The following is a 25,843-nucleotide window of genomic DNA, read 5'->3' as shown; positions in this document are numbered from 1 at the left end:
GAGGGAAAGGGCATGTCGTTTCAGGAGTACCGCAAGATGCTGGGTCAGTACCTGCTCCCGCATCGCGGCAAAGTGTTGTTGCTCTTTCTGGTCATTTTGATGGGGAGCGGACTGCAACTGGTCAATCCGCAGATTTTGCGCTTCTTCATCGACACCGCGACTTCGGGCAGCGGGCAGGTGAACTCTCTGATCAATGCCGCGCTGTTGTTCATCGGCGTCGCGATTCTCACGCAAGGGTTGACCGTGTTGGTCACGTATCTCGGCGACACGCTGGCGTGGACGGTTTCGAACACGATGCGCGGCGATCTGTTCGCGCACAGCATGCGTTTGGACCTCAAGTTCCACAACAACCACACGCCGGGCCGGATGATCGAGCGGATCGACGGCGACGTCAACGTGTTGAGCAACTTTTTCTCGCAGTTCGGGGTGCGGATTGTCAGCAACTTCCTCATGCTCCTCGGCATGCTGGTCTTCTTGACTTATACGAATTGGGGCATCGGTTTGACGTTCATCGCGTTTACCGGCGTCGTGATGTTTATGCTGGGCAAGATCCGCTTCTTCGCGACTCCGTTTTGGACGGAATCGCGGGAGACCAGCGCGAAGCTGTTCGGTTTTTTGGAAGAGCGTCTCTCCGGGGTTGAGGAAGTGCGCGCCAACGGTGCCGTCGCCTATGTGATGCGCCGCCTGCACGAACTGAACCGCCTGCGCTTGCACAAAGACCGCAGAGCGTTTCTCGCCGCCGGCGTCACTTGGTCGACGACGATCGGGATGTTCTCGCTCGGCACGGCGCTTTCACTGGCGCTCGGCGCGATGCTCTATGCCAACGGCACGCTGTCGCTGGGCACGGTCTACCTGATCTACGCGTATGTGAACATGCTGCGCGCGCCGATTGAGCAAATTTCGCAGCAACTGCAAGATTTGCAAAAAGCGAGCGCTTCGATCCGCCGCACCAGCGAGTTGCTCGGCACGAAAAGCGCGCTGGTCGAACGCAGCGGCCGCTCGATCGCGGACGGCGCCCTGCAAGTGGACCTCGACAACGTTTCGTTCGGATACTCGGAGGAGGAACGCGTGTTGCACAACGTGACGCTCACGCTTGCTCCCGGCAAGGTGTTGGGCGTTTTGGGACGCACAGGGAGCGGCAAGAGCACGATGGCGCGCTTGTTGATGCGTTTTTATGACGTCAACGAGGGAGGAGTTCGCTTGAACGGCGTGGATGTGCGGGACGCAAGCTTGTCTGAGGTGCGCAAACGCGTCGTGATGGTGACGCAAGACGTGCAGTTGTTCAGCGGCACGATCCGCGACAACTTGACGTTCTTTGACCCGGCGATCACCGATGAGCGGATTTTGCAAGCGTTCACCGAGTTGGAGCTGTTGGAATGGTATCAAGCGTTGCCCGAAGGTCTCGACACGCGGCTCGGTCCATCCGGCGGCGGTTTTTCTGCAGGAGAAGGGCAATTGCTGGCGTTTGCGCGGGTGTTTCTGGCCGACCCGGCGCTGGTCATCTTGGACGAAGCGTCTTCGCGCCTCGATCCGGCAACGGAGCAGTTGTTGACCCGCACGGTGAGCAAGTTGATGGAAAACCGCACGGGGATCATCATCGCGCACCGCTTGGCGACGCTGCAGCAAGTCGACGACATTTTGATTTTGGAAGACGGGCGGATCGTGCAGCACGGAGAGCGCGAAGTGCTGGCTCATGATCCGGAATCTCGTTTCTACCAACTGTTGAGACAAGGCATGGAAGGGGTGCTGGTATGAAGACGACGCAGATGCTCATGCAATTCATACGCTTCCGCCCCGGCCTCTATGCGGTCGACGCGGTCTTGGTGCTCAGCGGTTGGTTGCTGTTCCTCGTCCCGGCGTATGTCGGCAATCATTATTTCGATTCACTGAGCCGGGGGTCGAGCGTCAGCACGGAAGTGTGGTGGCTGGTGGCGCTGCTCGTGATGAGCATCGTCGCCCGGATCTTGCTGATGTTCGCCAACTTCTATGTTGACGAAACGTTCCGGCACTCGATCGGATCGCTCTTGCGCAAAAACTTGCTCTCCCACATCTTGAAACTTCCGGCGGGGCGCGCGTTGCTCGGTTCGTCGGGGGAAGCGATTTCCCGTTTCCGCGAAGACATCGACGAGTCGGCGGAATATCTGACGTGGCACGGGCTGCTCGACGTCGTGGGCGCGGCGGTGTTCGCCGTCGTGTCGCTGGTGTTGATGCTTCTGATCAACGTCAAAATCACGCTGGTCGTCTTCCTCCCGCTGATCCTCGTTGCGGCGACGGCGCACATGGCGGGCAAGCGGATCGACAAGTACCGCCGCATCAGCCGTCAATCGGTCGGACAAGTCACCGAATACATCGGCGAGATGTTCGGAAGCGTCCAGGCGATTCAAGTGGCGCACGCGGAAGAGCGCGTGACGAAGCGCTTCCGGGAGTTGAATGACCAACGCGGACGCGCGACGGTGCGGGAGAACGTGTTCAACTCCCTGCTCAGTTCCGTTTTTGCCAATGTGGTGGATTTGGGGACCGGCGCGATCTTGCTGTTGACGGCGAGATCGATCACCGACGGTTCGTTTACGGTCGGGGAGTTCGCGGCGTTTACGTACTACCTGACGTGGATCGCCCAACTGACGCGCCGCTTCGGGATGCTGACCGCCCGCTACAAGCAATTGCACGTGTCGAGACAGCGGTTGACGACGTTGCTGCAAGGGGCGGCGGACACCGAACTGGTGCGTCACGGCGACGTGTACTTAAAGGGAGAGTTCCCCGAAGTTCCGTACGTGGAAAAACGCGACGAACACCGTTTTGAATCGCTCGACGTCACCGATTTGACGTACGTGTTCCCGGAGACGAAGCGCGGGGTGGAGAACGTCAACCTGCAACTGAAGCGCGGAAGCCTCACGGTTGTCACCGGCCGCGTCGGTTCGGGAAAAAGTACCCTGTTGCGCACCGTTCTCGGCCTCTTGCCGCAACAAAGCGGCGAAGTGCGCTGGAACGGGGAAGCGGTGGACGACCCCGGCAACTTCTTCGTGCCGCCGCGCGCGGCGTACATCTCGCAAGTGCCCCGCCTGTTCAGCGATTCGCTGAAAGACAACATCCTCATGGGGTTGCCGGAAGAGCGCGTGGAGTTGGAGCGCTCGGTGTGGACCGCCGTTCTCGATCACGATCTGCAGCAGTTGCAAAACGGGATGGAGACGATGGTCGGGCCGCGCGGAGTGATGCTCTCCGGCGGTCAACGCCAGCGCAGCGCCGCCGCCCGGATGTTCGTGCGCGAACCGGAGCTCTACGTGATGGACGACCTGTCCAGCGCGCTCGACGTGGCAACGGAGCAAACGCTCTGGGAACGCCTCATCGAACAACGCGGAGAAGTGACCTGCTTGGTCGCGACGCACCGCCCGTCGCTGCTCGCCCGCGCCGATCACATCATCATCTTGCAAGAAGGGCGCGTGGTCGCGGAAGGGACGCTCGAAGAACTGTTGCAAACGTCTGAGGAGATGCGGCGTTTGTGGGATGGAGATTGATCGACTAGGGAGGTACATCAGGACATGAACGTTCAACTGCCTCAGACATCCAAAAAAGCTCCTTCCCGGCGGCTTGACTCTCGCAGCCGGGTCATCCCCGCCTCTGTTTTCAAGGGCGCGGAAACGCCTGGGAATCAGCTTGTGACCGCTTGCGCTCTGCTGTTCCACCGCTATGACGAGCGGGAAGAGACGGTTCGCCTCGCTTATCTCGTTGAACAAGCTGAGGAAGAGCAAGCGTGGCAAGAGCTGCACGTCGATTTCTCCGGCCGCCCGCAGGTGCACGAGGTGCTGAACCGCGTCGAGGACGCGGTTTCCGGCGACGTGCAGGCGGTGCGAACGCTTGGCGCACAGGAGTTGCAGGTGTGCTGGACGGAGCAAGCGCGTGGCTTCAAAGTGAAGATCTCCTGCGACGGAGAGCGCTTCGACGCCGACCGCATCGACCTCATGCTCCGGCATTTGCAAGCGTTGCTCACCGGAATGCGCGACACGCCCGACGCGGTCGTCGGAGATCTGCCGATGCTGACCGCAGAAGAGCGGCAGGAGATCTTGGTTTCGCGCAATGAAACGCTTCGTGCGTTTCCGCAGGACCTGACGCTGCCGGAGTTGTTTACCCGGCGCGCCGAGCTGTCGGCCGAACGTGTCGCGGTCGTTTTTTCGGGGAGGGAGTTGACGTATCGCGAGTTGGAAGCGCGCAGCAACCAACTGGCGCATGAGTTGCAAGCGCGGGGCATCGGGCGCGGCGTGATGACGGGGTTGTTCGCGGAACGGTCGCTTGAGATGGTGATCGGGATGCTGGCGATCTTGAAAGCGGGCGGCATCTGCGTGCCGCTCGACGTGCAGACACCGCAGGAACGTTTGCAGCTGATTCTGGAGGACACCCAAGCGCAATTGATTTTGACTCAGTCGAAATGGGTGGAGAAGGGTCTGATCCAGGCGGAGCGGGCGCTGTGTCTGGACGAAGCCGCGTACTCGTCTCTGGGAGGAGAACGCTCGGAGTTGCCTCCGTCGGTGGAGACGAGAGCGGAAGATACGGCGTTCGTGATCTTCACGTCCGGCTCGACGGGTGTTCCCAAGGGTGTCTGCGTTGGGCATCGCGGCATCGCACGGTTGGTGCTCGGCAGCGAGTATGCGAAGTTCTCCGAGGACGAAGTGATGATGCAATTCGCGTCGATCGCGTTTGACGCTTCGTTTTACGAGCTGTTCGGAAGCCTGCTGTGGGGCGCGAAACTGCACGTGTACCCGCCCGGTGTTCCGGCGCTGCATGAGTTTGCGAACTACCTCGTCGAGCATGAAATCTCCACGCTGTTTCTCACCACCGGCTTGTTGCACCAATTGATTGAGCACCACCTCGACGACCTGCGCGGCGTGCGCCAATTGTTGACCGGGGGAGATGTTCTGTCACCTGTGCATTACCAGAAGTTGATGGAGCAGCGTCCGGATCTGCACTTTGCCAACCTGTACGGGCCGACGGAGTGCAGCATGGTCGCCACGGCGTACTTGGATCGCCGGCTCTTGCAGCCCGGTCAGTTTGTGCCGATCGGGCGGCCGATCGCCAACACGACGGTGTACGTGTTGAACGCCGAGATGCAACCCGTGCCGGACGGCGTTCCGGGGGAGTTGTACATCGGCGGGGTCGGGGTCGCCAACGGGTATTGGAAGCGGCCCGATTTGACGGCAGAGCGGTTTTTGGCAGATCCGTTCTCGGAGCTTGAGGGCGGTCGGATGTACCGCACGGGCGACCTCGTGTGCTGGTCGGCGGACGGGAACTTGGAGTTCTTGGGCCGGGTGGACCGCCAAGTGAAGATTCGCGGGTTCCGGTTGGAGCTCGGCGAGATTGAAGCGCATCTGCTGAAGGTGGAATCGGTTCGCGAAGTTGCCGTGTTGGTGCACGAAGACGAGCAGGGGGCGAAGTTCTTGGCGGCGTACGTGGTGCCGGAGCGCGAGCATCACCCTGCGCCGTCTGAGTTGCGCGAGGCGCTGAGACGGACGCTTCCGGAGTATATGGTGCCGGCAAGCTATGTCCTGCTGGAGCAGTTTCCGCTGACTGCCAACGGCAAGTTGGATCGCAAAGCGTTGCCGAAGCCGGAGTTGGGAGCAGCAGGGTCGGACGCCGATCTCGTTGCGCCCCGCACGGCGGAAGAAGCGCAGGTGATGGGGCTTTGCGCAGAAGTGATGGGGCTGAACTCGTTGTCCGTTGTGGACAGCCTGTTGGACCTCGGGGCGCACTCCCTGATGGCGACGCAGATCGTCTCGCGGATTCGCCAGAAGTTTGGCGTGGAACTGTCGATTCGCCAGTTCTTGGAGCGCCCGACGGTGGCGGCGCTGGCGGAAGGGATTGCAAACGGAGAGTTCAAGCGACTGGATGCATCCGTTGCGGAGTTGAAGCGGGCAGATCGGACGGAGGGCGAGTTTCTCCCGCTGTCTTCCGCGCAACGCCGCATGTGGCTGCTCGACCAGTTCGACCCCGGCAACCCTGCGTACAACATCGCGCAAGCTTGGCGTTTTTGCGGCGAGCTTGACGAAGAAGCCCTCCAGTACGGCTTGCTCGAAGTGGTGCAGCGGCATGAGATCTTGCGCACGGTCTTCTGCGTGCGCGACGGCGAGCCGATGCAAGCGGTTCAGCAGGCGGCGGAACTCGACTGGCAATCGGTCGAGGCGGCCGATTGGGAACAGCACATGAAAACCGAAGCCGCCAAACCGTTTGATTTGCAAAAAGGGCCTCTGCTGCGCGCCCGTTTCTACCGCGTCGGACCGCAAGAGCAGGTCTGCCTGCTGGTCATGCACCACATCGTGTCGGACGGATGGTCGATGAACGTGCTGGTGCGCGAGTGGGCGGAAGGGTATGCCGGAATTACGGGTGGAGCTGAGACTTCGCAGACTGCGCACGCAGGGCAAGTCGAACGTCTGCAATACGCCGACTACGCCCTCTGGGAGCAAGAACATCTCGACCGCGCGATGCCGCGCCATCTCGACTACTGGCAGCAACGCCTCGCCGGTCAGTCGCCGCTGGTCGCACTCCCGTATGACCGCCCGCGCCCGGTCGAGACGAGTTCCCGGGGCCGTAAGTTGGCGGTGGAACTGCCGACCGAGTTGTCGCAACAGTTGAGATCGTTGAGCCGTGAATGGGGCGTCACGCTGTTCATGACCCTGTTCGCCGCGTTCCAAGCGCAACTGCACCGTTACGGCGGGCAAGAAGAGATCAGCGTCGGGACGCTGGTGGCAAACCGTCAGCAAGTCGAGACGGAAGCGATGATTGGTTTTTTTGTCAACACGCTGGTGCTGAGAACCGATCTGTCGGGGAATCCGACGTTCTTGGAACTGCTGGAACGCGTTCGCCGCATCACGACCGAGGCGTACGAACACCAAGAGCTTCCGTTTGAGAAGCTCGTCGAAGCTCTGAACCCGGATCGCCAAGGCGACGGCAACCCGCTGTTCCACGTCCTGTTCGTGCTTCACAACGAAAGCACCGCCTTGCCGATGTTGCCGGGGCTTTCCGCAGAGCCTGTGCGCGTGGACTTTGGCACGTCGCGCTTCGATCTCGCGGTGGACGTCGAGGAGAACGGAGAAGGGTTAACGGTGGTCTTGGAGTACAACACCGACCTGTTGGAAGCCGAGACGGTGGAACGCATGGCGGGTCACTACCAAGAACTTCTGCAAGGCATCGTCGGGCAGCCGGAGCAACGCATCGCCGAACTCCCGCTGCTGACGGCGGCGGAGCGCGACCTGCTCGTCGAGACATGGAACCAAACGACCGTCCCGTACGACAAGACCCTCTGCCTCCACCAAGCGTTTGAACAGCAGGCATCCCGCACGCCGGAAGCGGTTGCGGTTGTGTTTGAAGGAGAGTCTTGGACGTACGAACAACTGGACCGCCAAGCCAACCGGGTGGCACGCCTCTTGCAAACGCACGGCGTCGGCCCGGACGTGCGCGTCGGGATTCGGATGGAGCGCTCGCTCTCGATGATCGCCGGTCTTCTGGGGATTCTCAAAGCGGGCGGCGCGTATGTGCCGATGGACCCGAGCTATCCGCAAGAGCGGTTGCTCTACATGCTGGAAGACGCCGAGATGCAAGTGCTGGTCACGCAAGACTCGCTGCTTGGCGACCTGCCGAGCCTCCCGTGCGCGGTGATCGCTCTCGATGGCTGCGACCTGACGGAGTGGAGCGATGAACCGGTGGAATCGGGTACTGCGCCTGAGAACCTGGCGTACATGATCTTCACGTCCGGCTCCACGGGACGACCCAAGGGTGTCATGGTCGAGCACCGCAACGTCCTCAACTTCTTCGCCGGCATGAATCAAAAAATTCCCTGTTCCGAGCGGGACACGCTGCTGGCGGTGACGAGCATCTCCTTCGACATTTCCGTTTTGGAACTGTTCTGGACGCTGAGCCGGGGCGCGAAAGTGGTGCTGATCTCCGAAGAGGCGCTGTTGCACTCCTCGGCCCGATCCGGACAAGCCGAGATGGAGTTCAGCTTGATGTACTTCAACAGCGTCGCCGGGGAATCGGGCGGCGGGAACTCGTACCAACTGTTGCTGGACGGCGCGAAGTTTGCCGACCAACACGGGTTCAAAGCGGTCTGGACGCCGGAGCGTCACTTCCACGAGTTCGGCGGTCTCTACCCGAGCCCGTCGGTGATCGGCTCGGCGCTCTCGATGATCACCGAGCGCGTGGAACTGCGCGCAGGCAGCGTCGTGCTTCCGCTGAACCACCCGATTCGCGTCGCCGAAGAGTGGTCGGTCGTCGACAACCTCTCCAAAGGCCGCGTGGGACTTTCCTTCGCGTCCGGTTGGCACAAAAACGACTTCGTCCTCGCGCCCGACAACTTCGAAGACCGCACCCACGAGATGTTCCGCTCCATCGAAACCGTGCAGAAACTCTGGCGCGGCGAAGGGGTAACCTTCCGCAACGGGATGGGGGAGGAGACGGAGATCAACATCTTGCCGCGTCCGGTGCAACAGGAGTTGCCGGTTTGGGTGACGAGTGCGGGCAACAAAGCCACGTTTGAGAGAGCCGGGAAGATCGGCGCGAACGTGTTGACTCACTTGCTCGGGCAATCGGTGGAAGAGCTGGCGGAGAAACTCGCCGCCTACCGCGCCGCGCTGGTCGGGAACGGACACGACCCGTCCGATTTCACCGTCACGCTGATGCTGCACACCTTTGTAGGCGAAGACCTTGACGCGGTGCGCGAGAGGGTGCGCGAACCGTTCACAAACTATCTGCGCAGTTCGTTCGGCTTGATCGAAAGCCTTGCCAAGAGCCGTTTCCCGGACATTCCGCTCGATCAGTTGTCGGAAGCGGACCGCATGGACATCATGACGTTCGCGTTTGAGCGCTACTTTGAAACCAGCGGCCTGTTCGGGACGCCGGAAACCTGCCAAAGCATGGTGGAAAAACTCGCCGCCATCGGCGTCAACGAGATCGCCTGCCTGATCGACTTCGGGGTGCAAAACGACGAAGTCCTGCACCACCTGACCTACTTGAATCAGTTGCGCGAACGATGCTTGCCGGAACAATCGGAGCAAAGCCTCGGCGACCAAGCGGAGAAGCACGGCGCGACGATGCTGCAATGCACGCCGTCGCTGATGCGGCTCTTGCTGCAAAACCCGGACAGCCGCCGTCAATTGCGCACGCTGAAAACGGTGATGCTCGGAGGCGAAGCACTCCCTGTCCAACTGGCGGAGCAAGTCAAAGCGACGTGGCCGGTGCGGTTGTTCAACATGTACGGCCCGACGGAGACGACGATCTGGTCGACGGTGCACGAAGTGACGCACACGGAATTGACCGTGCCGATCGGACGTCCGATTGCGAACACGTCGCTCTACGTGCTGGATGAACACCGTCAACTCGCGCCGATCGGTGCGGCAGGGGAACTTTTTATCGGCGGTGACGGCGTGACCCGCGGGTACTGGAGACAACCGGAATTGACAGCCGAGCGCTTCATTCAAAACCCGTTCAGCGGCGAACCGAACGCCCGCCTCTACCGCACGGGCGACCTGGTTCGCTACCAGGCGGACGGGACGCTGACCTACCTCTCCCGCAACGACCACCAAGTCAAATTCCGCGGCTATCGGATTGAGCTGGGAGAGATCGAAACGATTTTGGAAAGTCACCCGCTCGTGCAAAAAGCGGTCGTCCTCGCTCATGCGGCGGAGGGAGAAGACGCGCGTCTCGTCGGCTATGTCGTCTACGCAGGCGACCGAAACGCGATGGACCCGGAACTGCGCCGTACCTTAAAAGAGCGTGTGCCCGACTACTTCGTCCCCTCGCTGTTTGTGGCGATGGACGAACTCCCGTTGACGCCCAACGGCAAAGTCGACCGCAAAGCGTTGCCGCAGCCGGACTGGAGTTCCGTGAGCGCCCAACGGGAATATGTCGCGCCGCGCACGGAGACCGAGCAACAGGTGGCTGACATCTGGGCCGAAGTGTTCGGAGTGGAGCGAGTCGGGATTCACGATGACTTCTTCCTTCTGGGAGGCCACTCCTTGCTGGCGACGAAACTGGTGGCGCGCATTCGTCAGACGTTCCAGATCGACTTGCCGATGCGCCACTTGTTCCAAGCGTCCACCGTCGCGTCACTTGCGGAATTGATCGTCGGCGAGCAATTGAACTCGGTCGACGAAGCGTTGTTGCTGGCTCTGTTGGAAGAGATGGAAGCGAACTAATCGAAATCGAGGTGCCACAGACATGAGTGATGTTTCCAAAAAACTGGCCAATCTCTCGCCGGAGATGCGCGAAAAACTGGCGCAGCGCCTGAAGCAACAAGGGGAACTGGGAGAAACCTCCCGCCATTCTGCGATTGCAAAACGTCAAGAAGCCGATTCCTACCCGCTGTCGTTTGCTCAACAGCGCATGTATTTCCTGGATCAACTGACCCCGCACTCTTCGCTGTACAACGAACCGCTGATCGTGCTCGATCTGCGCGGGGAGTTGGACGTGGAAGCGATGGAAGGGTCGTTGGCGGAGATCGTGCGCCGGCATGAAATTTTGCGCACCTCGTTCCAAGAGTCGGACGGTCTTGCGTCCCAAGTGATTTTGCCGCCCGCCGCACCGGGTTTGGAGCTGGAAGATTTGACGGTCTGGACGGAGCAAGAGCGCGAACTGCGCGCCGAGCGCCTCGCGGGCGAGGAAGCCGGTCGTCCGTTTGACCTCGCCCAAGGCCCGTTGCTGCGCGCGAAGTTGCTCAAGCTCGGCACGCACCATCACCGCTTGTTCTTGGCTCGCCATCACATCGTGTCGGACGGTTGGTCCGCCGATGTGCTGCTGCGGGAACTCGCCGCTTGCTACACCGCTTTCCAACAGGGACAAACGCCCTCGTTGCCGGAGCTTGCGATTCAATACGCCGACTACGCGGTGTGGCAGCGCGAACAAGAGCAGAAGCAAACCGGCGAGGACGAGTCGCTCGCCTATTGGAAAAACAAACTGAGCGGCCGCCTGCCGCTGCTCGAACTGCCGAGCGACCGTCCGCGTCCCGCTGTGCGCTCGTACCAAGGCGCGACGTACCCGATGAAGCTGAACCGCGAGCAAACCGAGCGGCTGCAAGCGATCTCCCGCGCGTCCGGCACCACGCTGTACATGACGGCGTTGGCGCTGTTCCAGACGTGGCTGTACCGCTACACCGGTCAAGAAGACCTCTGGGTCGGCACGCCGGTCGCCAACCGCAACCGTGAAGAACTGGAAGCGATGATCGGCTTTTTCGTCAACACGCTGGTGCTGCGCACCGACCTGTCCGGCGATCCGTCGTTCTCCGATCTGTTGCAACGGGTCAAAGGGGTCGTGCTCGACGCGATCGCACACCAAGAAACCCCGCTGGAGAAACTGGTCGAAGTGCTCAACCCGGAGCGCGCGATGAGCCACAACCCGCTGTTCCAAGTGCTGTTCGTTCTGCAAAAAGCGCCGGAGCCGCTTGCGCTGCCGAACCTCGAAACGGAAATCCGCTATGTCAACAGCGACATCTCGCGTTTTGACATGACGCTTTCCCTCGTCGAGCACGGAAGCGAAGGAGAGCTGGAACTGGGCGGCTGGTTGCAGTACAACAGCGACCTGTTCGACCATGAGACCATCGAGCGCATGGTGGGCCATTTCCACCGCTTGCTCGACGGGGCGCTGCTCGATCCGCAGCAGTCGATCTCGTCGTTGCCGCTGCTCGCAGAGGAAGAGCAAGCTCGTCTGCGCACCGACTGGCAAGGGGCGCGAGAGGAATTCGACGGCACGCCGCTGTTCCACGAACGCGTGGCGCTGCAAGCGGAATTGTCCCCGGATGCGGTCGCCGTCGTCTGTGAGCAATCGCAGTTGACCTACCGCGAACTGAACGAGCGCGCCAACCGCGTCGCCGCTCATCTGCAAACGCTCGGCGTCGGCCCGGACATGCTCGTCGGCCTGTGCGTGGAGCGTTCGGTGGAACAGATCGTCGGGATGCTGGCGATTCTGAAAGCGGGCGGCGCCTATGTGCCGATGGAGCCGAGCTTCCCGGCGGAGCGCCTCGCGTACTTGCTGTCCGATTCGAACGTGTCCGTGCTGGTGACGACGGAGAGCGTGGCGGAAACTTTGCCGCCGCATCAAGCGCAAGTCGTCCGGTTGGATGCAGACCTTTTTGATGCGTACTCTGCGGAGAATCCGGTCAGCGGAGCAAGCGGGGAAGACGCGGCGTACGTGATCTACACGTCCGGCTCCACCGGGCAGCCGAAGGGCGTCGTCATCGAGCATCGCAACCTCTTGCAGTATGTGCAAGGCGTGTTGCCGCGCTTGCAAGTGGAAGCGGGCATGAGCTTCGCGACCGTCTCGACGCTGGCGGCAGACTTGGGGAACACGATGGTGTTCGCGGCGCTCTGGACGGGCGGCACGCTGCACGTGTTGACGCAAGACCGCGTGGTCGACGCCGAAGCGATGGCGGACTACATGGAACAACACGACGTCGACGTGTTGAAGATCGTCCCGGCGCACCTGCAAGCGCTGATGAGCGGCGAATCCCGCCGCGTGCTGCCCAAACGCCGCTTGGTGTTCGGGGGCGACGTGTTGAGCTGGGAACTGGTTGACCGCGTGCGCCGCCTCGCGCCGGAGTGCTTGTTGATCAACCACTACGGCCCGACGGAAACGACGGTCGGCGTTCTGACGCATGAAGTCGGCAGCACCCTGATGGAGCGTTCGTCGCGAACCGTTCCGCTGGGTCGCCCCTTGGCGAACACCGACATCCACGTGCTCGACCAACGGATGCAGCCGGTTCCGGTGGGCGTGTCCGGCGAAGTGTACATCGCAGGCCCGGGTGTGGCACGCGGGTACTGGAATCGTCCGGACCTCACCGCCGAACGCTTCCTCAACCGGGAGATCGACGGGGAGACCGTCCGTCTCTACAAAACCGGCGACCGCGCCCGCCGCTTGGCAGACGGCCGGTTGGAGTTCTTGGGACGCGCCGACGACCAAGTGAAGATTCGCGGCTACCGCGTCGAGCCGAACGAAGTGGCAGACGCCCTGCTGCGCCACCCGCAAGTTTCCCAAGCTGCCGTTCTCGTCAAAGACGATGCGCAGGGCAGCAAGCGTCTGGTCGCGTATGTCGCTCTCCAAAATGGAGCGGATCAAGACGTTGCGATGGAAGAACCCGCTTCCGTGTTGAAGTCGTTTTTGGCAAATCAGATGCCGGACTACTTCGTTCCGTCGGCGTTCGTGTTGTTGGAAGAACTGCCGCTGACGGCGAACGGCAAAGTGGATCGCGCGGCATTGCCGGAAGACGACGGGGTTGCCGTTCTCTCGCAAGAAACGTACGTCGCGCCGCGCACGGAGACGGAAGTGCTGATCGCCGAGATCTGGCGTCAAGTGATGGGCGTCGAGCGCGTGGGCGTTCATGACAACTTCTTTGAACTGGGCGGTCACTCGCTGAACGCTACACAAGTTATCTCGCGGCTTCGCAAAGCGCTGGGCCTCCAACTGCCGCTGCGCACGTTGTTTGAAGCGCCGACGGTCGCGAAACTGGCGGAAGCGATTCAAGCTCCGCAGGAAAAAACGGAAGCCTCGCACCTCAGTCTCGTCAAACCGATCGTGCCGGCAGATCGTTCCTTGCCGCTTGCGGTCTCGAACGCGCAGAAACGCCTGTGGCTGCTCGACCGCATGAATCCGGGCAACTCGATCTACAACATCCCGTTTGAACTGCGCTTGGCGGGCAACTGGGAGCCGAAGCTGTTGGAGCAGAGCTTGACCGAAATCCTGCGCCGTCATGAAGTGTTGCGCACGAACTTCGCGATGGCGGACGGGCAGCCGGTGCAAGTGATCCGCGATGACGTGCACTTCGAACTGGCGGTGCTCGACCTCCGCGATTGCACGGAAGAAAAGCGTGAAGAGCTGTTGCAAGGATTGCGCCGCGAGCAGACGGAGCAGGCGTTCAACCTCTCCGAAGACCTGCTGTTGCGCGCCGTTCTGGTTACGTTGGGAGCGGAAGAGCATCGCTTGGTGATGACGATCCACCACATGGTCAACGACGAGTGGTCGAAAGCGATCTTCATCAAGGAACTCTCCGCGCTGTACGACGCGTTCGCATCCGGCCGCACGCCGAAGCTGGCCCCGCTGCCTGTGCAATACGCCGATTACGCGCTCTGGCAACAAGAGCTGTTGCAAGGGGAGTCGATGAAGGAACTGGAAGCGTACTGGTCGCAGCAGATGGCAGACGCGCCGCCGCTCTTGGAGATGCCGCTCGACCATCCGCGCCCGGCCGTGCAAACGTTCAACGGGAGGGCACAGTCGTTTGCGCTCTCCGCTGAGGCGACGCAAGGTCTGCGCGCTTTGAGCCGCCGCGAGGGCGTCACGATGTACATGACTTTGCTCAGCGTGTTCAATGCGTTGTTGCACCGCTACTCCAACCAAAACGAAATCGTGTTGGGCACGCCGGTCAGCAACCGGAACCGCACGGAGTTCGAAGGGCTGATCGGGTTCTTCGTCAACACGATCGTGCTGCGCACCGACCTCTCCGGCGAGCCGACCTTCCGAGAACTGTTGGGCCGCGTGCGCGACATGACGCTCGGAGCGTTCGCGCACCAAGAGATGCCGTTCGACCACCTGATCAACCTGTTGCAGCCGGAGCGCAACACGAACTACTCGCCGCTGTTCCAAGTGATGTTCCTCATGCAATCGCCGGAAGCGCCGATCGTCTCCGAACATCGCACGATGACGCCGGTGTACAGCTCCAACGGCAAAGCGGGCTTCGATCTCGCGCTGTCGGTGATCGAGGGGGAACACGGCATCACGGGGACCTTCGAATACAACACCGACCTGTTCGACGACGAGACGATCACGAGGATGATCGGGCATTTCCAATGCTTCGTCGAGGGCGTCGTCCACGCGCCGGAATTGCCGGTAACGCGCGTGCCGTTCCTCTCCGACGCGGAGCTCCATCGTCTGATCGTTGAATTCAACCAAACGGACGACGAGTATCCGACGGGGCTGACGATGCACGGACTGTTCGAGCAAGCGGTGAAGCGCTGGCCGGACAACGTGGCGGCTTCGTGGCGCGGCATGGAAGTGACCTACCGCGAGCTCAACGAGCGGGCGAACCAAGTGGCGCACCGCTTGATCGAACTGGGCGTCGGCCCGGACCTCGCCGTCGGGATCTCCGTCGAACCGAACTTGAACTTCCCGATCGGGGTTCTCGGCGTCATGAAAGCGGGCGGGACCTATGTGCCGCTTGACCCGGCGTACCCGAGCGACCGCCTGTCGTTCATGATCGAAGACTCGGAAGTCCTCGTCATCTTGACGCAGGGCAACATCACCGACACCTTGCCGGAAACCCAAGTTCCGAAACTGTGCCTCGACACCGAGTGGGAGACCGAATTCGCCGCGCAAAGCCGCGTGAACCCGAACATCGACGTGCGCGAAGACAACTTGGCGTACATGATCTTCACGTCCGGCTCCACAGGTCGTCCGAAGGGCGTCATGATCGAACATCGTCAGGGCGTCAACATCATGCATTCGCTGACCAAACAGTGGAGCTTGACGCCGGAAGACCGCATGCTGCAGTTCACGTCGATTTCCTTTGACGTCGTCATCGACGAAATCTTCCCGACGTGGATGAACGGTGCGACGCTCGTCTTGCGCCCGGACCGCAACCTGCCGTCTCCGTACGAGTTCGCCCGCTTGGTCAAAGCGGAGCGCCTGAACTTGATCATCATGCAGACGGCGTACCTGCACGAGTGGGTGAACGCCCTGCGCGACACCGATCTCTCGCAACTCGACACCCTGCGCGTCATCATCACCGGCGGGGAGAAAGTCTCGCCGCAAAGCTACCAAACGTGGCATGAGATGGTCGGCTACCGCGTGCTGTTCCTGAACGGCTACGGCCCGACGGAAACCACCGTCACGGCGACGTTCTACAACCCGGAAACGCACGTCGACCACCCGGAATGGGTGGCGAAGATGCCGATCGGCAAGCCGCTGGAAAACTACCAGATCTACATCGTCGACAAGCACCTGCAGCCGGTTCCGATCGGCGTGACCGGCGAACTGGTCATCGGCGGGAAAGGGGTCGGACGCGGCTATAAAAACCGCCCTGACCTGACTGCCGAGAAGTTTGTCACCGACCCGTTCCGCCCGGCACCGGGGGCACGACTGTACAAATCGGGCGACTTGGCGCGCTTCCTGCCGGACGGCACCATCGAGTACGTCGGCCGCGTCGACCACCAAGTCAAGATTCGCGGCTACCGCATCGAGCTTGGCGAGATCGAAGAAGCGCTCGCAAAACACCCGGAAGTCAAGGAATCGCTCGTCATCGTCCGCGACGACGTCGTCGTCGGCGACAAACGCCTCGTCGCGTATGTCACCTCCGACACGATCACCGACGGTGGAGTCCTGCGCGCCGCGCTGGGCCAAAACCTGCCGACCTTCATGGTGCCGTCGTACGTGGTCATCTTGGACGAGTTCCCGCTGACTCCGAACAACAAAGTCGACCGCAAAAAACTCCCGCTGCCGGACATCAGCGCCGCCGGCAATTCCAACTACACGGCACCGCGCACGCCGGACGAAGAACTGATTGCTTCGATCTGGGAAGACGTCCTGCACGTGCCGCAAGTGGGGATTCACGACTCGTTCTTCGAACTCGGCGGTCATTCGCTGCTCGGCGTGCAAGTCATCTCGCGCCTCTATCAAACGTTCGGCGTCGAACTGCCGCTGCTGGCGATCTTTGAAGCGCCGACCGTCACCGGCCTTGCGGAGAAACTGCAACGCCGCCGCGAAGAAGGGGCACAGCGCGAGTTCATCCAGCTCCAAGCGGCTGAGAAGAAGAACGACAGGTTCGCCCCGTTGTCCTTCGGCCAACAACGCCTCTGGGTCATGGAAAAACTCATGCAATCCTCGTCCGTCTACAACATGCCGGTCGCCTTCCGCTTCAAAGGCGACCTGCAAATCGACGTACTGGAACAAAGCCTGCAAGCGATCGTCGACCGTCATGAATCCCTGCGCACCGTCTTCGTGGAGCAGGGCGGCGTGGCGCTCCAAGAGATCCTTCCGTCGTTGCCGCTGACCCTGCACGTGCATGACCTGCGCGGTAGCCAGAACACCGAGGCCGAGCTCAAGCAGTGGATCGAAGCGACGGCCGACATCCCGTTCGCGTTGCACGAAGCGCCGCTGTTCCGCACGTACTTGGTGCGCACGGCCGACGATGAATCCGTTTTGCTTTTGAACATGCACCACATCATCTCCGACGGCTGGTCGGTCTCCGTCCTCGTCCGCGAACTGACGGCGCTCTACACCGCAGGCGTGGCAGGGGAACCGATGCCGCTGGCACCGCTGGCGCTTCAATACAGCGACTATGCCGAGTGGCAAAAACAAGCGCTGAACGAGACTGTGCTGGAACAACAGCTGTCCTACTGGAGACAGCAACTGAGCGGCGACACGTCGTACCTGCCGCTGCCGTTCGACCGCCCGCGTCCGCAAGTGCAGACTTTCAACGGCAGCGTGCTGCGCTTCAACTTGCCGCAATCGCTGGCGGACTCTCTGAAGGACTTCTCCCGCAAGGAAGGCGTCACGCTGTTCATGACCTTGCTGGCGGCGTACCAGACGCTTCTGCACCGCTACTCCGGCGAAGCGCAAATCTCCGTCGGTTCTCCGGTGGCAGGGCGCACGCGCCGCGAGACGGAAGACCTGATCGGGTTCTTCGTCAACACGCTGGTCATGCGCACCGACTTGTCGGGCGAGCCGACCTTTGTGGAACTGGTGAAACGAGTGCGCGAAACGGCGCTGCAAGCGTACGCGCACCAAGACATCCCGTTTGAAAAGTTGGTCGAAGAGCTGCAACCGCAGCGCAACACCTCGCACTCGCCGTTCTTCCAAGTGTCGTTCATCTTGCAGAACACGCCGTCGCTCGGCCTGCAATGGCCGAACGTCCAAGGCCGCGAGTACGAATTCGAACTGAACATCTCCAAGTTCGACCTCACCCTGGCGCTTGAAGAGACGGGCGACGGCCTGAACGGGATGGTGCAGTTCAACACCGACCTGTTTGACGAATCGACGATGGCGCGCTTGATCGGGCACTACCACACCCTGCTGGAATCGATCGTGAGCGACTCGGAGCGCAAGATCGGCGAACTGCCGATGCTGACCCAGCCGGAATGGCAGCAAGTCGTCTACGAGTTCAACCAATCGGACGACGAGTACCCGACGGGGCTGACGATGCACGGACTGTTCGAGCGGGCGGTGGAACGCTGGCCGAACAACGTGGCGGCTTCGTGGCGCGGCATGGAAGTGACGTACCAAGACCTCAACGAGCGTGCCAACCAAGTGGCGCATCGCTTGATCGAACTCGGCGTCGGCCCGGAAGTTTCCGTCGGCATCTCCGTCGAGCCGAACTTGAACTTCCCGATCGCGGTGCTTGGCGTCATGAAAGCGGGCGGAACCTATGTGCCGCTCGACCCGGCGTACCCGAGCGATCGCCTCGCCTTCATGATCGAAGACTCGGAAGTTCTCGTCATCTTGACGCAGGGCAACATCCGTGACACCTTGCCGGAAACCCAAGTTCCGAAACTGTGCCTCGACACGGAGTGGGAGAGCGAATTCACTTCGCAAAGCCGCGTGAATCCGAACGTCGACGTGCGCGAAGACAACTTGGCGTACATGATCTTCACCTCGGGCTCCACCGGTCGTCCGAAGGGCGTGATGATCGAACACCGTCAGGGCGTCAACATCATGCACTCGCTGACCAAACAGTGGAGTTTGAAACCGGAAGACCGCATGCTCCAGTTCACGTCGATTTCCTTTGACGTCGTCATCGACGAAATCTTCCCGACGTGGATGAACGGCGCAACGCTCGTGCTCCGTCCGGACCGCACGCTGCCGTCTCCGTACGAATTCGCGCGACTGGTCAAAGCGGAGCGCCTGAACCTGATCATCATGCAGACGGCGTACCTGCACGAGTGGGTGAACGCCCTGCGCGATACGGATCTCTCGCAGCTCGACACTTTGCGCGTGATCATCACCGGCGGGGAAAAAGTCTCGCCGCAGAGCTACCAAACGTGGCATGAGATGGTCGGCTACCGCGTGCTGTTCCTGAACGGCTACGGCCCGACGGAAACCACCGTCACCGCGACGTTCTACAACCCGGAAACGCACGTCGACCATCCGGAGTGGGTGGCGAAGATGCCGATCGGCCGTCCGCTGGAAAACTACCAATGCTACATCGTCGACAAGCACCTGAATCCGGTGCCGATCGGCATCACCGGCGAGTTGGTCATCGGCGGGAAAGGGGTCGGACGCGGCTATAAAAACCGCCCTGACCTGACCGCTGAGAAATTCATCGCCGACCCGTTCCGCCCGGCGCCGGGGGCACGCCTGTACAAATCGGGCGACTTGGCACGCTTCCTGCCGGACGGTACCATCGAGTACGTCGGCCGGATCGACCACCAAGTCAAGATTCGCGGCTACCGCATCGAGCTTGGCGAGATCGAAGACGCGATGGCGAAACTGCCGGACGTCAAGGAATCGTTCGTCATGGTGCGCGACGACGTGATCGCGGGCGACAAACGCCTCGTCGCGTACGTCACCTCCGACACCCTGCAAGACGGCCAAGAAGTGCGCTCTGCACTCAGCCAAAGCTTGCCTGCGTTCATGATTCCGTCGTACGTGGTCATCTTGGACGAATTCCCGCTGACCCCGAACAACAAGATCGACCGCAAAAAACTGCCGCTGCCCGACACCAGCGCTTCCAGCTCCTCCAATTACGCGGCTCCGCGCACGCCGGATGAGGAACTGCTCGCGTCGATCTGGTCGGACGTGCTGAAGACGCCGCAAGTCGGCGTGCACGACTCGTTCTTCGAACTCGGCGGTCACTCGCTGTTGGGCGTTCAAGTCATCTCCCGCATCTACCAAACCTTCGGCGTCGAACTGCCGTTGCTTGCGATGTTTGAAGCGCCGACGATCACCGGCTTGGCGGATCGACTGCAACGCCGCCGCGAAGAGGGGGCACAGCGTCAATTCCTGCCGCTGGAGCATGAGGAACACAACGGCACCGCGCCGATGTCCTTCGGCCAGCAACGCCTCTGGGTGCTGGAGCAAATCATGCCGGGCTCTTCCGTCTACAACGTTCCGATCGCATTCCGTCTGACGGGCGACCTGAACATCGACGCGTTGGCACAAAGCCTCCAGGCTGTCGTCGATCGCCATGAAGTCCTGCGCACGATCTTCGTCGAGCAAGAGGGCGAAGGCGTGCAGCTGATCCTCCCGACGATGGAGTTGCCGCTCGAAGTGTACGACGTGCAAGGCAGCGCGAACGCGGAAGCCGACATGAAGCAGTACATCGAAGCGAAAGCGGAAATGCCGTTCGCGCTCCACGAAGCTCCGCTCGTCCGCGCGTATCTGGTCAAAGTCTCGGCGGTGGAGTCGGTCTTGCTCTTGAACATGCACCACATCATCTCCGACGGCTGGTCGGTCGGCGTCCTGCTCAAGGAACTTACCGCGCTCTACTCGGCAGCCGTGGCAGGGGAGCCGATGCCGCTGGCACCGCTTGGCATCCAATACAGCGACTACGCGCGCTGGCAGAAGGAAGCGCTGAGCGACACGGTGCTCTCGGAGCAACTTTCGTACTGGAAACAACAACTGCAAGGCGCGTCTTCGAGCCTGCCGCTCCCGTACGACCGTCCGCGTCCGCAAGTGCAAACGTTCAGCGGCGGACAGCTGAAATTCGATCTCACCCCGGAACTGGCGAAGAGCTTGAAGCAACTGAGCCGCCAAGAAGGCGCGACGCTGTTCATGACGTTGCTGGCGGCGTTCCAGACGCTGCTGCACCGCTACACCGGCGAATCGCAAATCTCCATCGGGACTCCGGTGGCAGGGCGCACGCGCCGCGAGACGGAGGAATTGATCGGCTTCTTCGTCAATACCTTGGTGATGAGAACCGACTTGTCGGGTGAGCCGACGTTCGTCGAACTGGTAAAACGAGTGCGCGAGACGGCGCTGCAAGCGTACGCGCACCAAGACATTCCGTTCGAAAAGCTGGTCGAAGAGCTGCAACCGCAGCGCGACACTTCGCATTCGCCGTTCTTCCAAGTGATGTTCCAAGTCCAGAACACGCCTTCGAGCGGCTTGCACTGGCCGGGCGTGGAAGGCCGCGACTACGACTTCGAGATCAACCTCTCGAAATTCGACCTCACGCTGGCACTGGCGGAGGAAGACGACAAACTGGTGGGCATGATGCGCTACAACACCGACCTGTTTGACGAATCGACCATCGCGCGCATGATCGGACACTATGTGACCTTGCTCGAAGCGGTCAGCGCCGAACCGGAAACCAAGATCGTCGAACTGCCGATCTTGACCCAAGGGGAACAAACGCAGCTCGTGCAGGAATGGAACGAAACGCAAGCGGGCTACCCAGCTGAGCAATGCGTCCACCACCTGTTCGAAGCGCAAGCGCAAAAAACCCCCGACGCCGTCGCGATTTCCTTCGAAGGAAATTCGTGGACGTACCGGGAAGTCAACGAGCGCGCAAACGTCTTGGCGCGTCACCTGCAAGCGCTGGGCGTGCAACCGGAAACGTTGGTCGCTGTGTTCATGGAGCGCACGCCGCGCCTGATCATCTCCCTGCTGGCGGTCTGGAAAGCGGGAGGGGCGTATGTCCCGCTCGATCCGGAGCATCCGCAAGATCGGATCACGATGATTCTGGACGATTCGGAAGCGACGCTCGTTCTGACCGAAGAGCACTTGCAAACGCTGGTTCCGTCGACCGACGCGCAGATCGTCTGCATCGAACATTTGCAAGCCGATCAAGTGCCGGTGACCGATCTGGAACACTTCACCCACGGCCATCACCTTGCGTACGTGCTGTTCACCTCCGGCTCCACCGGACGTCCGAAAGGGGTGGCGATCGAGCATCACTCGCTGATCAACCTCATGCTGACCTTCGGCGAGAAACTGGGCTCCTCGGCGCAAGACGCGTGGGTGGCGGCGGCAACCGTCACGTTCGACATCTCCGGCTTGGAGTTCTACGTGCCGCTGACGAGCGGCGGACGCATCGTGCTCGTCTCCCGCGACACGGCGCGCGACGGTCAGCGATTGCTTGCCACGATCACGGAAGCGAACGCGACGCACATGGTGGCAACGCCGTCTTCCTTCTACATGCTGTTGCAAGCAGGGTGGAAGGACCCGGAACGCTTCCTCGCCGTCGTCTGCGGCGAAGCGATTCCGCTCGAACTGGTGCAACGCCTCATGGAAGCCGGAGTGGAAGTCTGGAACGGCTACGGCCCGACGGAAATTACCGTCTGCTCGTCGCTCCATCCGCTGCAACCGACAGACGAAGTGGTGACGATCGGCCATCCGATGGCGAACTACGAGTACTACATCATGGACGTGCACCGACAACTCGTGCCGGTCGGCGTGATCGGCGAGCTGTACATCGGCGGCGTCGGGTTGGCGCGTGAGTACTGGAATCGTCCGGATCTCACGGAAAAAGCGTTCCTCACCCACACCTTTGCAGACGGCACGACCCGTCGCATCTACAAAACGGGCGACTTGGCACGCTTCTTGGCAAACGGCACGGTGGAAATCCTCGGCCGTATGGACAACCAAATCAAGCTGAACGGCTACCGGATCGAGTTGGGCGACATCGAATCGCATCTCGAACAGCACCCGGCGCTGGAGCGCGGCGTGGTCGTCGTCCAAGAACCGACGCCGGGCGTGAAACGCCTGACCGCGTTCTACACCGTATTGCCGGAAGTTTCCATCGAAGCGGCAGACCTGCGTGCCTACATGCAGGACAAAGTACCGGGCTACATGGTGCCGGCCGCGTTCGTCCGCTTGGAGAACTTCCCGATTTCGGAAAGCGGCAAAGTCGACCGCCGCGCCTTGAGCCAGCTCTTGGTGGAAACGCAGCGCGAGAATGATTATGTCGGACCGCGCGACCGCACGGAATACCGACTGGTGAAGATGTGGGAACGACTGCTCGGCGCTGAGAAGATCGGCGTTCGCGATTCCTTCTTCCAACTGGGCGGGCACTCCCTGACCGCCGTGAAGCTCAGCAGCGACGTTGAGCGGGAGTTTGGATGCCGCTTGCCGCTGGTGCGCCTGTTCCAAGAGAGCACCATCGAGCAAATCGCCGCCTTCATCCGCGAGGGCGGAGAGAGCCCGCTCCATCCGTCCTTGGTGGAGATCCAAAAAGGCGCAGGCACTCCGCTGTTCCTCGTCCACCCGATCGGCGGGATGGCGCACGTGTACGCGGGTCTTGCATCCGGTCTGCCGGAGCAGACGGTCTACGGTCTGCAAGCGCGCGGCGTAGAGGAAGGAAGCGGGGACCCGATCGACACCGTGGAAGAGATGGCGGCGTACTACTTGGAAGGAGTGCGCCAAGTGCAACCGGAAGGCCCGTACCGTCTGGGCGGCTGGTCGTTCGGCGGCGTCGTCGCCTACGAGATGGCGCGCCAACTGCAAGCACAAGGGCAGGACGTGGAGCCGTTGGTGTTCTTCGACAGCTACGCACCTGAAAACCGCGAGCAGTGGAATGCACGAAGTGAATCGGAAGTGGCGGCAGACTTTGCCCAAGACCTGCTGAGCATCTTCCAGGACGAAGCAGCCGCTTCTCAAGAGGAAGCGCACGTGATCTTGGAGCGCGTGCTGACGCAAGCGCAAGAGTCGGGGCAGCTCTCGATCTCCTTCACGCGAGAAGACCTGATGCGCCTGTTCACCGTTTACAAAGCCCACAGCCACGCGATGGGCAACTACGAGGCGGTGGCTGCACCGCAGCTGCAAGTCATCCTGTTCCGCGCGTCGGACGTCCCGTCCACGCAACTCAACCCGGCGGAAGGCTGGCGCAAACGAGTGGGAGAACTCACTGTGTTTGAAGTGAAAGGCAACCACTACACGATGCTCCAACCCCCGTTCGTCCAAGAGACCAGCGCGTCCCTCAACGACGCAATCCTCTTGACGCTCAAGAAGTAAGAAGATATGAAAAAACGACCGTTCCCGTGGTGAGGGCGGTCGTTTTTTTGGATACATTTTATACACACGACCCCGTAGTCGACTGCGTCGTGATTGAGTTTGAGCGCTGTGTCGACAATGGGATACAGGGATTTGTTTTTCGCAGTCATCACGGAGACCGGAGAGAAGATTTGAAGTTTGTACGCGAGGAATGATTCTTGCGGTCCAGAAATAGTATCTTACAAGCCCCACCACCCTCCGCACTAGGCAATCACCTATTTCCACCTCCACACATACCCTATACCAATCTCTCCAAAAGCGAGGTGGAAATCACGTGATGAGGAGCGGAAACAGGACGCCTTCTTTGCGCGACAACGGTCCGGATGTGGTGGATCAGTTTCGCAAGGGCGAGGTGGCCTTGAACGAGGCGCTCAAACGATTAAACGGGAGCAGCCCGACCTCCACCCTCCGCCGTGAAAACAAAGGCCAACCGGCCGTTGTCGATACACAGCGCTACCAGACGATCATCAAGGAACTTGAAGGATTGATCGGGTTGCGGCAAGTCAAGAATTTGGTCAAGGAGATTTTTGCGTTCATTCAAATCCAGCAAAAACGCTCCGTCGCCAAACTCGCCACCGAACCGATCGTCTTGCATATGATCTTCAAAGGCAATCCCGGCACCGGAAAAACGACGGTGGCACGCATCTTGGCTCGCTTGATGCGTGAACTTGGCGTCCTTTCGAAAGGTCATCTGGTAGAAGTGGAACGGGCCGACCTCGTCGGCGAATACATCGGGCACACCGCCCAAAAAACACGCGAACATGTCAAAAAAGCGCTCGGCGGCATCATGTTCATCGACGAAGCCTACTCGCTCGCCCGCGGCGGCGAAAAAGACTTCGGCAAGGAAGCGATCGACTGTCTCGTCAAAAGCATGGAAGACCACAAAAACGACTTCATTCTCATCCTCGCCGGCTACGGCTTGGAAATGGATCAGTTTCTGCGCACCAACCCCGGTCTTCCGTCGCGCTTCCCGATCACCGTCCACTTTGAGGACTACTCGGAGCACGAGCTGATGCAGATTGCCGACACGATGCTCCGCCAGCGCGAATACCGCCTGTCGCACGAAGCCAATGTCAAACTGCGCTCCTTCTTGCGCGAAAGCTTGCAAGGGGTCGGACGCCGCAATTTCAGCAACGCCCGGATGGTGCGCAACATCATCGAGCGGGGAATTCGCCTGCACGCCGTACGGCTGCTCGACAACGAGCGCCCGTCCCGTGAAGAACTCATGCGGATCGAACCGGAGGACTTGGTGATGGGGGAGGAACCCAAAGATGAGGAACTGTCTCGTGATTGGCAGAACCAACGTCGGTAAGACGATCTTTTGCATCAATTTCGCGGAGTACCTCGGGCTCCAGCGCATGGACGTCTATTTCCAATTGCCGGACGGCACCACCCGTCAACGCAAATACAACGTCAGCGCCGCCCGCGAAGAACTCTCCGGCACCGAAGCGCATCACACGCGCTCGCTGCAATCGATCACGCTCGAACTCCCGCGCGGCAAAGGCATGCGCCAACTCAAACTCACCGACTCGACCGGCCTCGTCGACGGCATCCATCCCGATCTGGAAATGCGCGAGGCGATGGCGCAAACGCTTGAAGAACTGCGCCGTGCCGACTGCGTGCTCCATCTCGTCGACGCCAGTGAAGTCATGAAGGCGGGCGGCCTCAACAACCTCGGCGAACTCGACCTGCAAATCGCCGAGCTCGGCAAGCGCAAACACGGTTATCTCTGCCTCGCCAACAAAGTCGACCTCCCCGACGGACAACGCGGCTTCAAACTGCTCGAACGCGAATTGAAGGGCCTGAATATGCTCCCCGTCTCCGCTCTGTACCGCCAAGGATTCCGGGAGGTGAAAGAACACGTTTGGCGTCTGGTCTAGCCTCCTTGTCGAAATAC

The 25,843-nt window shown here is 60.9% G+C and carries 6 protein-coding genes and 1 pseudogene; all 7 read left to right on the top strand.

From position 1 onward, the window contains the following. The first annotated feature begins 12 nt into the window (after positions 1 to 12). The 7 genes and pseudogenes from EL26_RS13725 to EL26_RS13700 all read left to right on the top strand — a co-directional run bounded on the left by EL26_RS13725 (position 13) and on the right by EL26_RS13700 (position 25,826). Positions 13 to 1,755: an ABC transporter ATP-binding protein gene (locus EL26_RS13725; RefSeq protein ID WP_038089855.1), complete on the top strand. Its 1,743-nt coding sequence runs from the start codon at positions 13 to 15 to the stop codon at positions 1,753 to 1,755. Beyond that, complete coding sequence (locus EL26_RS13720; protein WP_038089852.1) at positions 1,752 to 3,512, top strand: ABC transporter ATP-binding protein; 1,761 nt, start codon at positions 1,752 to 1,754, stop codon at positions 3,510 to 3,512. Before EL26_RS13725 ends, EL26_RS13720 begins: the two co-directional genes overlap by 4 nt. Positions 3,513 to 3,536: 24 nt before the next feature. Beyond that, positions 3,537 to 10,175: a non-ribosomal peptide synthetase gene (locus tag EL26_RS13715; protein ID WP_052036365.1), complete on the top strand. Its 6,639-nt coding sequence runs from the start codon at positions 3,537 to 3,539 to the stop codon at positions 10,173 to 10,175. A 13-nt stretch (positions 10,176 to 10,188) separates the two neighbouring features. Further along, a pseudogene (locus EL26_RS13710) lies at positions 10,189 to 23,106 on the top strand (non-ribosomal peptide synthase/polyketide synthase); the annotation flags it as partial. 9 nt (positions 23,107 to 23,115) lie between these two features. Further along, complete coding sequence (locus EL26_RS26715; protein WP_420802065.1) at positions 23,116 to 23,907, top strand: thioesterase domain-containing protein; 792 nt, start codon at positions 23,116 to 23,118, stop codon at positions 23,905 to 23,907. Positions 23,908 to 24,223: 316 nt separating this feature from the next. Continuing rightward, entirely contained in the window at positions 24,224 to 25,258 is a 1,035-nt protein-coding gene (locus tag EL26_RS13705; RefSeq protein WP_081857200.1) for an AAA family ATPase, read from the top strand. Further along, positions 25,233 to 25,826: a GTPase gene (locus tag EL26_RS13700; protein WP_052036363.1), complete on the top strand. Its 594-nt coding sequence runs from the start codon at positions 25,233 to 25,235 to the stop codon at positions 25,824 to 25,826. The genes EL26_RS13705 and EL26_RS13700 overlap by 26 nt, the downstream gene beginning before the upstream one ends. The last annotated feature ends 17 nt before the right edge of the window (positions 25,827 to 25,843 follow it).

The sequence above is a fragment of the Tumebacillus flagellatus genome (assembly GCF_000714935.1).
GTDB lineage: Bacteria > Bacillota > Bacilli > Tumebacillales > Tumebacillaceae > Tumebacillus > Tumebacillus flagellatus.
This window is presented reverse-complemented; position numbering and strand designations above follow the sequence as displayed.